The 11,486-nt window shown below is 60.5% G+C and carries 6 protein-coding genes; 3 read left to right on the forward strand and 3 right to left on the reverse strand.

What is annotated here, in order from left to right:
* Positions 1-5: 5 nt before the first annotated feature.
* The 3 genes from asnB to SKC42_RS25255 all read right to left on the reverse strand — a co-directional run bounded on the left by asnB (position 6) and on the right by SKC42_RS25255 (position 3,616).
* Positions 6-1,916, reverse strand: a complete 1,911-nt coding sequence (gene asnB, locus SKC42_RS25245; RefSeq protein WP_330966975.1) for an asparagine synthase (glutamine-hydrolyzing) — start codon at positions 1,914-1,916, stop codon at positions 6-8.
* Positions 1,909-2,913 (reverse strand): aspartate/ornithine carbamoyltransferase family protein, encoded by a 1,005-nt coding sequence (locus SKC42_RS25250; protein ID WP_330966976.1) that lies wholly within the window; start codon positions 2,911-2,913, stop codon positions 1,909-1,911. The genes asnB and SKC42_RS25250 overlap by 8 nt, the downstream gene beginning before the upstream one ends.
* 142 nt (positions 2,914-3,055) lie before the next feature.
* Positions 3,056-3,616: a hypothetical protein gene (locus tag SKC42_RS25255; protein ID WP_330966977.1), complete on the reverse strand. Its 561-nt coding sequence runs from the start codon at positions 3,614-3,616 to the stop codon at positions 3,056-3,058.
* Positions 3,617-4,278: 662 nt separating this feature from the next.
* Between SKC42_RS25255 and SKC42_RS25260 the strand changes: the two genes are divergently transcribed.
* From SKC42_RS25260 to SKC42_RS25275, 3 genes are all read left to right on the forward strand, one after another.
* On the forward strand, positions 4,279-8,139 hold the full coding sequence (locus tag SKC42_RS25260; RefSeq protein WP_330966978.1) for an nSTAND1 domain-containing NTPase: 3,861 nt from the start codon (positions 4,279-4,281) through the stop codon (positions 8,137-8,139).
* Positions 8,140-8,731: 592 nt separating this feature from the next.
* Positions 8,732-9,550 (forward strand): serine hydrolase domain-containing protein, encoded by an 819-nt coding sequence (locus SKC42_RS25270; protein ID WP_330966980.1) that lies wholly within the window; start codon positions 8,732-8,734, stop codon positions 9,548-9,550.
* A gap of 171 nt (positions 9,551-9,721) precedes the next feature.
* Complete coding sequence (locus SKC42_RS25275) at positions 9,722-11,236, forward strand: IS1634 family transposase (RefSeq protein ID WP_442932259.1); 1,515 nt, start codon at positions 9,722-9,724, stop codon at positions 11,234-11,236.
* Positions 11,237-11,486: the final 250 nt, after the last annotated feature.

Below are 11,486 nucleotides of genomic sequence, written 5' to 3' on the forward strand. Positions count from 1 at the left end.
CCCCTTTACCTAGTGAATAAGTCATGCAGGATATGCAGACCCAGCAAGTGGTTGTGAATCTTGTCGTGCTCGTTGGCAATTGCCGGATCCGCGGGAGATTCGGATAGAAATCCCAGGGTGCGGTCAGGATCACAGATCCCAAGCTCAGCGATCCGGTCGCGAGTGAGATATTTGGACGTAAGCCGTGATAATTGCGCCGCCCGAGAAGCCGATCGATGCGCCGGAGGTGCCATAAATGCGAATTTCCGTCTGCTGTACAGAAATTCGGGCATCGCATACCGCAGTGCTTCACGCAGTACCCATTTTTCGGTCCCATTACGGATGCGCAGTTCTGGTGGGATTCGCACAGCGGTTTCGGCAACCAAGTGATCCAGCAACGCCGGACGGCTCTCTACCGCGTTGGCCATGTCTACCCGGTCACCGCCCCAGCTGAGGATTTGACCGTCCAACATGGTTTTGATCCAGCTATATTGGGCCTTGTCCAGCCGTGCCCGGCTATCGAGCCGACGTCTGTCGAGTTGTTCGGCCACGGCATCGAGTGGGTCATAGCCGCCGAGTTCGTCGGTGAGTCCATCGACGAGCAGTGGCCGTACGCGATGCCACGTCGACACCCACGGTTGGACCCAGCCGGGCGTGAATCCCACGACGCGATCGAATCCGGGATGTCGGTGTGGGTGTGACGGCAAGATGGCGCCAATGAATAGCTTGTCGGCCGGATGTTGTTGCGGCGAAGCGTTATCGAGTGCGAATGCGGGGTATCCGGCGAACAGTTCGTCGGCGCCTTCGCCGGATATGACTGCACGTATTCCGTGCTCGTGTGCAGCCGCACTCAGCTGCATTTTGGCGATGCCCAGGGTGTTGTAGAAGGTCCGCTCGCAGTGCCAGATGGCCCGGACGTAATGCTCGGCGTAGAGCTCCTCATCTGGGACGTGTCGCACGGTAAGGTTGACACCGGTGTGTTTCGCTACCTTGGTCGCGATGGCAGACTCGTCATAAGCACGGTCATTGAATGCGATCGTGAAAGCGGACGAGGGTGTCTGTGACAATGCCTGCGACAGTCCAAGCAGCGCGCCGCTATCCATGCCGCCGGACAGATAGTGTCCAATGGGCACATCCGCTTCGAGGCGCACCATCAGCGCGTCCGTCACTACTCGTCGGACCGCGTCGACGTGGGCCTCGGGTTCAATAAGATCCGATTCATCTCGATGGGGGAAATTCAGATCCCAGTATTGGTGCGTGCGAACGCGGAACCGACCGTCTGCCCGATGAACGACCACCATCTGGCCGGGTCGGACAGACTCGATCGAGTCGAAAGCCGTTGTTCCCGGTGCCATTACCTGGATCAGCTGGTTGATCGCTGCAGGCCGCGAAAGCCGGCATGGGATAGCTGGGTGGGTCAGTAGTGCCTTTGCCTCCGATCCCCAGGCAAACATGTCGGTCCCGGCATGAAAGAACAGCGGTCGAACGCCGAAACGGTCTCGAACGAGCACAAGCCGATTTAGGCGGAGGTCGACTAGGGCAATGGCGAATTCACCACGCAGGTGGCGGACGAAATTAAGACCATGCCGCCTGTAGAGCGCGACAACCAGTTCGCTGTCAGATTTCGAGACGAATTGTTCTCCCTGCGCGGTCAGCTCCGCCCGGATCCGACGAAATCCGTACAGTTCGCCCGTGATCGTCGCAACGATATTGCCGTCTGTGGATACCAGTGGTTGTGTTGCCTGCGTTCTGAGGTCGTTGATCGCCAGTCGGACGTGACCCATTGCTACTCCCGCTTCGAATAGGATTCGGACAGCCGGGCCGTCCGGTCCTCGGTGCATAAGTGTGTTAAGCATCCGGTCGAGGGTGCGTGGTGTGTCGGGTGAAAGTCGCTGGTGTGTGATAAAGCCCGTCATTCCGCACATTCGTTCAACCATCGCTCTTGGTGTTGAGGCGTCCGATAACCGCCAGTAGCAGCGCTTGCCGTATAGGTACTGCTCCCGCGGCTTGGTCGAAGTACAGATTGTGCGGTGTGGCGTCGAGATCAGTGCTGAGTTCGTATCGCCTGGCCAAGGGATGCATCACGACCGTGCCGGGCTTGAGTGGTGTGTTCGCGTCGACGGTGGTCTGCGGCCCGATCATCTGATGTTCCTCTCCGACCAGAGCCAGAGCATTCTGGTAGATCACATCGAATTCGGACGCCAAACGCTGGAATTCTTGGTTGCGCCGGTGTGCAACACGGTGACGTGTCAAAGCTGATAACAGCTCGACGTCCAGCGGATCGTTTTCGTCGGAAATAATTGTGATGTCTCTAATTGCATCAGGAAAATGCGTGACACCTGTGAGCAAGAAACTGCGTATCGATCGCATTCGGCGCGGTGTGCCCAGGATGCATAAGGAAATCCTGGACTCCTCGGTTGGGCTGACGTCCATTAATTTTGGACGCCATTTCGCCAATGTGTACCAATCAGCCATTGCTTGCGTGGGATGTTCGTGGCATCCGTTTCCGCCGTTAATAAGCGGGATCATCATTCCGCCAGCGCGTATGTCATGCACCGCATTTTTGTTGAAATGGCGCAGAACAACCGCATCTGCATAGGACGCAAACATGACGCCGGTGTCGGAGAGGGACTCTCCCTTCTCGACACTTGCGAACCGCACATCATGAACGCTAATGACCGACCCTCCGAGTCGGAGGGCAGCGGATTCAAATGATAGGCGAGTTCGGGTACTGGGCTCGAAGAAAGCGGTGAGCAGGATCTTGTCGGACAGAGCTTTCGGGGGGATGCCGGTGATCTGCAGTCGGGCGGCGGTCGAAAAAAGGGCCAATAGTTCATCGCGGCTCATGTCCAGAACGGAGATGATCGACTTCCCGGCCAGTCGATCGAGAACTTCAGCTGGCGCACGAGATACCCAGGGAGTCGGATCAGTCACCAGGCCACAGCCTTGCAACGTTATTGGGCTCCTGAGCCAGTCGATTCGGCGTCGAAACGGGCTGTCGCGCGGCGTTGGCATTTGCGCCACAACCGCGTCAGAGCGCTGCCGATGCTGATCGATCCCAACCAACTGCCTGCCGTCACACTCCATAGGAAGGCCTCTCTTGGCTCGTGGATGCGATTTCCCCCGCATCCACCGGGGAGGTCGCGATGAGCGGACGGCCCTGTCCCCTCGTCGCATCAAACGCTGGAATAGTTGTCAGCAGATCGTTCAGCAATGCGTTGGCGACCTCGCAGATTTGCTGCAGGTAACAGCGCGCCTTCTCACCTGCAGGAGGATTGTTTGCCGGCCATCGCGGTTCGTGCGATCCTCTGGTTATTCCGACTAGCTGTTGGGAGCCGGCGAGGTTGTTGAGCCGCACGACGTATCCAGTCCCGATGGCGACGCAACCGTGGACGTTCAGCTCGATGCCGGGATCGCCAACGAGAACCGCCGCACGTAGCGCCCGATAGGCCAGTTCCGACAAAGTCTGCCCGGGGGCTTCGTTGCTCGGGGCGGGGAGGTTGCGTTGCAGCTGATCGCCTCCGGTGGCGAGCCATCCGGCGAATGCGTCGTTGTCGATGGAGAACGGTGTGTGAGTGCTGCTGGCGGCCACCACGAACGCAGGCTCGGCGACGTGGTGTGCGGTGGTGTCGAGCATCATTAATCTCCAAATTGCGGGTTTGTATTGCGAGGGATATGCGGCTGGCCGCATGGCGGCTTACCGTGGCGACCGCCGGTGTATTGGCGACGCACTCGTCGACGGAGTCCGCTCGGTCGAGGACTCCTCGGCATCCAAGTCTGCGGTCCTTGCCATCGGTGGCGATCGTCGGGCGTGAGCCGGTTGATGCGACTTGTGGTGGTCTTCGCACGAAGACGGTCGAGACCACTTCCTGAGGCCAAGCCGGGTCAGGGCCAGCTCGAACTGACACATGGCAGGGAATGCAAGCAACCGGAGAGCCAGAGGTACAACCGAGCCATTCGCCAAGGGTCGCGTTATACCAGCTCAGAAGCTATGTGCGTGTTTTCCGCATGCGGAACGCGGACTCCTCAGGGCGTTCGAAAGGTGGTCCTTGGAGAACTTCGCGCCGCAGACATCCTGAGCCGCAGACATCCTGAAATGCCCAACTGGGTCGTATGCTGTCGACGTTTCACGCAATCCCGTGGCCATGTTGACGAAGTTCCGCGGGTGGCGAGGTCTTGGTTGACGGTCTGAGGAGGTGAGAGACGATCCCTGAGGCTTCGCCACCTCGGCAGCGGTCGGCGTTCTCCGAGGCGTTGTCGTTGTTGTTCGTGTGCGCGGGCAATCCACCCTTAAAGAAAGTGGCCGCTGCGGCCTCTGCTGCGCAGCAGCAGCTTTATCCCGGAGCCTCTGCGGTGACAGTGCAGCGGGTCAGCGATTGGCGCCGAGGCAGCCGCGTGCCGCAGCGGTTTGAATCGGTTGAGACGGTGCTGCGCGTACTGATCGGCGAGGCGCAACGGAGGAATGCGCCGCCAGCAATGGCCGGAATGTATGACATCGGGCGTTGGCGGCGATGGTGGAGCGAAGCGCGGACCGCCTCAGCTGCCGACGCAACCGACCGACGACCGCGGATGGACGGTGCCCCCAGCACTATCTGTCCTTATCAAGGACTTGCCTCTTTCGGCGCCGTTGATAGTGCCCGATTCTTCGGAAGAGCACGCACCATCAACGAGTTGGTGGCCCTCATCGCAAAAGTCCAGGGCGTCAATCCGGGGATTGTGTTGTTGACGGGCGCCTCGGGGGCGGGTAAGTCCTCGTTGCTGTCAGCGGGCCTCATCTCTGCGGCGTGCTCAGGGGCCCTCGAAATAGGTACACCCATGGGCGGGGCATGCCAATCTGTTTCAGATAGCGACGGTGGCTGGGTATCGGCGCGCATGACCCCCGGCAATGAGCCAATGACACAACTTCAGCGATGCCTCGATCAACCAGACATTCAGGGGCGAGCCGAGGGTGTACGGCTGTTGATGATAGTTGATCAAGGCGAAGAGCTTTTCACGCTGGACGCCTGCCCGCAATCTCGGGCGGAATTCGTCGGTGCGCTTCACGCGATGAGCCAGCCATCCATGTCGGCGCCGAGCGCGGTCGTCATTATGGCCCTTCGTTCCGATGTTCTCGGCCGTTGCGTTGAACTGCCCGTATTGGCCACAGCTGTCCAATCTCGGTGCATGGTGCTCGGACCGATGAACCGCGCCGAGCTTCGCGACGTTATCGTCGAGCCGGCCAAGACGGCGGGGCTGCGCATAGAATCGGGCCTCGTCGATCTCATCCTGAATGACGTCGGAGTCGAAGAATGCTCTGTCGAGGCCGCGCGGCTTCCATTGTTGTCACATGTGTTGGCCGGCACGTGGTTACGGCGCCGGGTTGGCAAATTGACCATCGCCGGTTATCGAGCTGCCGGCGGCTTACGTGGCTCGGTGGCCGCAACCGGTGAACACGCCTGGAGTCAGCTCGATGCGGCACAACGCAAAATCGCCCGGCGCATGCTGATGCGCTTGGTCGCCATCGGCGAAGCTGGGCACGACGGCTGCCGCCGGGAACCCAAGCAGGCGCTACTGGCGAGGTTTGCCGATGCCGAAGATGCTGCGGATGTGCTGGAAATGCTCACCTCAGCCCGCCTTCTCACTATCCACGACAGCGATGTCACCTTCACACACGAAATTGTGTTGCGTGCCTGGCCGCGGTTAGCCGCCTGGATCGACGACGACCGAGCCAACGCGCCGATGCGCCAGCGAGCCGAAGACGACGCCGCCGCCTGGATCAAGAATGGCCAAAACAGGTCCTTCTTGCAGCGAGGAGCCCGGTTAGTGGACACTCTCGCCTTGCTCGCTGATGACCAAGACGTCGATCATGCGCTCGCGGAGTTTGTAAAAGCATCGCTGCAACATAAGCGACTCGTGACTAGGTCAGTGCGCGCAGCAGCAGTGCTCCTTATCATACTGACCGTCGTTTGCGCGTCAGTAGCCGTTGTCGCGATCCGACAGCGCAGCGCGATTGCCCGTCAATACAGCGAAGCAATTTTCAATCAAGTCTTGGCTGCCGCCGATGAGCGACTACTGATTGATCCGTCGCTCTCTGCGCAATTGCTGATGGTCGCTCAGCAACTGCGCCCGAATAACCAGGTACGGTCCCGCCTAGTGGCGACCGAGAACGCGCCCCTGGCCACACAACTGACAGGCCATAGCGGCCAAGTGGCCACAGTGAGGTTCAGCCCGGATGGCAACCTCTTAGCGTCAGCAAGCTGGGATAACACCATCAGACTCTGGGACACTTCTGACCCCAACGATCCTAGGCCCGTTGGCCAGCCATTACGGGGGCATACCAGTTTCGTTACCTCTGTTGCGTTCAGCCCCGATGGAAAGACACTCGCCTCAAGCAGTGGCGACAAAACCGTACGGCTCTGGGATCTCACGAGACCGAGGGATGTCAAGATGCTCACTGAGCCATTGACGGGTGACGGCGCCTTCTACATGGTTGCCTTTAGCCCTGATGGCCGCACGCTCGCAGCGCCGAACGACGATCGCACCGTCCGATTATGGGACGTGACGAACCGGCGCGCACCACATGCCGGTCCTATCTTGTCGGGCCACACAGGTCCAGTTAGAGCAATTGCCTTCAGCTCGAACGGGCACACTCTTGCATCAGCAAGCAACGACAAGACCGTACGACTCTGGGACGTCACCGACCCGACTCGTGTACAGCAGATGGGACCGCCTCTAACCGGATTCACCAACATCGCGCACGCGGTTGCCTTTGATCCCGCCAGCCGCCTCTTGGCGGCAACCGGCGAGGACGGCGTGATCCGCCTGTGGAACGTTACCAATCCCGCTCGCCCCATCCGTTTGGCCGATCCGCTCGCAGCCCACAACGAAGCATCTTGGTCCCTGGAATTCAGCCCCGACGGCACTACCCTTGCTTCGGCGAGCTACGACGGCATGGCCAAACTCTGGAATGTGCTCGACCCATCTAATCCTATTGCGTTTGGGCAGCCGCTAACCGACGCTAGCAGTGGACTGACGTCGGTGACATTTCGTCCCGACGGCCACTACCTCGCAACCTCTGGGACGTCCGGTGCTGTATCGCTGTGGACACTGCCCACCGGACTCATCCCGAATCACTTGGGCCGCATCAATTCCCCCGCATTCAGCGCGAACGGCAAAGTCATGGTCACCGCATCAGACAACATCATTCAGCTGTGGACCAACCCGAACCGGTTAATACGCGCCGCGACGCTACACTTGCCCGATAATTCGGGGGGCGGCTACGAGTATGAAGCCCGCGTCAACGCAAGCGGTACCATCATGGCCACAGAAATGAGTTCGACGCCCACGGTGTTGTGGGACATCTCCGACATTGCGAAACCGGTCGAGCTCAGCATGCTGCCCAATAAAGCGAAATACACCAATGTCGTCGCGTTCAGCCACGACGAACATACCGTCGCCACAGCCAGTGACGACTACACATTGCAACTGTGGGATATCACCGATCCCAAGCGCCCGCAACCACTTTCGGAGCCGCTAACCGGATTCACCGGCTTCATCAACGCAGTAACATTCAGCCCAGACGCCCGGACGGTCATCGCCGGTAGTGCCGACGGCACCGTGCGCGCTTGGGATATCACCGACCGCCACCACCCGCAACCATCGGCCGCCGCAATCACCGGCCACACCGGAGCAGTCGTGTCGTTAAGTGTTAGCCCCGACGGCAAAACCCTTGCCACAGGCAGTCAGGACCAAACCATCTGGCTATGGGATATCACCAACCCACTACATGCCGCACCAATTGGCCATCCACTCCAATCGCGCAGCGATGAAGTCCAGATCGCCTTCAGCCCAGATGGAAAGACATTAGCATCGGGCAGTGACGACGGAAGCGTGCTCCTATGGGACATAACCGACCAAACTAAACCTGTCGCGGTCGGTGACTCGCTGGTACCCCCACGAGCCGCGTCACGCACACGGGTCACGTTCGATCCTCATGGTCGTCTGTACGCCGCCAGCAGAAATGCTACTTTACGCATCTGGAAGCTCAACACCGACAACGCCACCAAACGTATCTGTGCCAGCACGCGCAACGTGCTAACCCCCCAGCAATGGAGCCAGATACTGCGCGCTCTACCATACGACCCGCCTTGTCAACGAGCAGCGTTCGCAAATAACACGTAACCCGAGAGTTCTCGATTTCGAGCAGAACCGAGCCGAACCGAGCAGAACGGAGTCCAACCGTGCCCACTACCTTTGAGCTGGCTCCCGTTCAACGATCACTACGGGACTTGCCCACAGAAGCACGCCACAGCCGCGCATATCAGGTGCGTCCTCTTGGCTGGATACGGGAACGGACAGGTCTGGAAGACAGCGACCAAACCGACGTATGCGCAGGCATGGCACAGCTTCCGTTCGCTGAAAACCATTTGCATCAGCGCCAATTCAGCGAAGCTCAAACCCGAGACCGCCCGATGGGTCGCGTCCGAAGTGCGGTAGTCCAGGTTGTTGATTCCGACGATCTACTGCTCGCGGGTGTACTCGGCGAAGCTACCGCACTTAGTAGCTATCCCCAAATCGGTTGGTTAACATGGCAGCTCGACAACATGCTTCCCGGCAAGCCAGCGGGCATCCTTCCGCTTATCGCTGTTTTGGGGAACCCCGTTCGCCACCTCGAGCCACGCCGACGCCGGGTTCGGCCATGTGCGCCTACCTGAAATCGAGCCGGACCCGCTCGATAACTACGACATCGCCAGGAAGTGACGTGCCCGACCTGATGACCGCTCTCGACGCTCTTGACAACTGGCCGGTCCCGACTGCCGCCGCCGCGGTGATCGGACCTAGCGGAATCCTGGCCACCCACGGTGACACTGAACGGGAGTTCGAGCTCGCCTCGGTGACCAAGCCACTGGTAGCACGCGCCGCGCATATCGCCATCGAGGAGGGGCTCGTCGATCTCGACGCCGCTGCCGGCCCTCCCGATTCCACGGTCCGTCACCTGCTCGCGCACGCGGCAGGACTATCGATGCATTCCAAGTTTACGTTCAGCAAGCCCGGCGTCCGCCGGATGTACTCCAACTATGGCTTTCGGGTGGTAGCCGAGACGGTACAGCAGGCCTCAGGCATCGAATTCAGTAACTACCTCACCAAGTCCGTATTCGAACCGCTGGGCATGGCCGCCAGCCGGTTTGATTACGGTGCATGGGCGGCCGGGTTCGGGGCAACTTCGACAGTTGCCGACCTAGCGGCTTTCGCGGGCGAACTGCTTCGTCCGTCGCTGGTCTCAGCGCCGATGCACGCCGAAGCGATCGCGGTGCAATTCCCGGGTCTAGACGGCGTATTGCCCGGATTCGGCGTGCACCGGCCCAACGATTGGGGGCTGGGATTCGAGGTTCGGGGTTCGAAATCACCACACTGGACGGGTGGGCGCAATTCGGCACGAACCTACGGACATTTCGGGGTATCAGGCGGTTTTATATGGGCGGATCCAGAGACGAATCTGGCGCTGGTGGTCCTAACCGACCGCGTTTTCGGCGAGTGGGCCCTAGGCGTGTGGCCCGCGATTTCCGACCTAGTGATATCCGAGTACACCTGAGCTTCCACAACCCTCAAGGGCTGCCCATTGTGGACGTGAAAACTGATATCCCGTCCAACCCGACTTAGGACATTTTCTGGGGTTGCTTAGTCCTGTGGGGGGTTGAGCTGCGGGTTTTCTGGTTGTCGGGTCGAGATTTGCACACTAAACCGGGGACTCTAGGGTGCTGTGGTGGCCTATGTGCGCACCGTGAAAACGGCCTCGGGCGCGGTCGCGGTGCAGATCGTGTGGTCCACCCGGCGTGGGTCGCGCAACATCGAGCACCTGGGCTCAGCGCACGATGAGGGCGAGGTCGAAGCCCTCAAGGCTGCGGCTCGTCAGCGGCTGGCCGAAGGCCAAACCACCCTTGACCTCGGGCTGGCCACCACCGGTGTCGATGGCGATCCGCTGGAGATCGTCTCAACGATCTCGACACCACTGTGGGCGTCGTTGTGCACCGCCTACCGGACGCTGGGGTTCGATGCGGCCACCGGTGGCGATGAGGTGTTTCGGGATCTGGTGTTGGCTCGCATCATCGAACCGACCAGCAAGGCTGATTCGCTGCGGGTGCTCGCCGAGACCGGCATCGCAACCGTCGACTACCGCACCGTGACCCGGCGTCTGCCGAAGTTCGCTAAACACGCTGTGCGCCAGGCACTATCGGCGGCATGCGCGGCCCGCGCCAGGCTGGGTCCGACGTCGCTGGTGCTTTACGGCGTCTCGACGCTCTACTTTGAAACCGATGCCGGTGACGGGTTCCGCGAACCGGGGTTCTCCAAGGAACGTCGGCTGGAACCCCAGATCACCATCGGGCTGCTGACCGATGCCTCAGGATTCCCGCTGGCCGTGGAGGCGTTCGAAGGCAACAAGGCCGAGACCGCGACCATGCTGCCGGTCATCAACGCGTTCAAGGCCGCTCACCCGTTGACCGATGTCGTCGTGGTCGCCGACGCCGGCATGATCTCCGAAGCCAACCAGGTCGCTCTGAAGGCCTCAGGGTTGTCGTTCATCCTGGGCACCAAGATCCCGTACGTACCCGACGTGGTACGTGAATGGCGGGACAAGCACCCCGATCAGGACATCGCCGACAGGCAGATCTTCGTCCAGCCGTGGCCGGCGACCAGCAGCGAGAGAACCCGCGGCATCCCCGATCGCGTCGTCTACTACCAGTACCGTGCCGACCGGGCCCGGCGCACGCTGCGCGGCATCGCCGAGCAGGTCGCCAAGGCCGAGAAAGCGGTCGACGGGAAGGCGCCGGTCAAGCGCAACCGGTTCATCAAGCTGTCCGGCGCCACCAAGAGCGTCGACCGCGAACTGGAGACCAAGGTCCGCGGCCTGGCTGGCCTCAAGGGCTACACCACCAACCTCGTTGAGCAGACCCCGGACTTCGTCATCGGGGCGTATCACCAGCTGTGGCGCATCGAGAAGAGCTTCCGGATGTCCAAGCACGACCTGCAAGCCCGCCCGATCTACCACCACAAACGCGAATCCATCGACGCGCACCTGACCGTCGTGTTCGCCGCCTTGGCCGTCAGCCACTACATCGAGACTCAAACCGGCTGGAGCATCAAGAAATTCGTGCGCACCGCACGCCGCTACCGCACCGTGCAGATCAAAGCCGGCCGACAAGTCCTGACCGCCGTCGACCCGCTACCCGACGACCTCCGCAACGCCATCGCCAAGATCAACAACGGCCATGCACACTAAATTGTCCTAAGTCGGGTTAGTGTGCGCCGATCCCTTGGGTGAGGTTGCCGCAGTGCGGTAGTGGGGGCGGTCGGTAGTGGGGGCGGTTTCTGAATCCCGGGGCGTTGCGGCGTAGTGCTTCGAGGCGGCCGTTGCATCTCCTATGTTTGTCAAGCTGAGGTGAGCCCTCTGGAGTGGTCCAGTTGTTGTGGGACTTTGTTGCCCGGATGTTCGGGCAGGAAGAATCACCAACGACATGGCATCGAACAAG

The sequence above is a fragment of the Mycobacterium sp. 050134 genome (assembly GCF_036409085.1).
Classification (GTDB): domain Bacteria; phylum Actinomycetota; class Actinomycetes; order Mycobacteriales; family Mycobacteriaceae; genus Mycobacterium.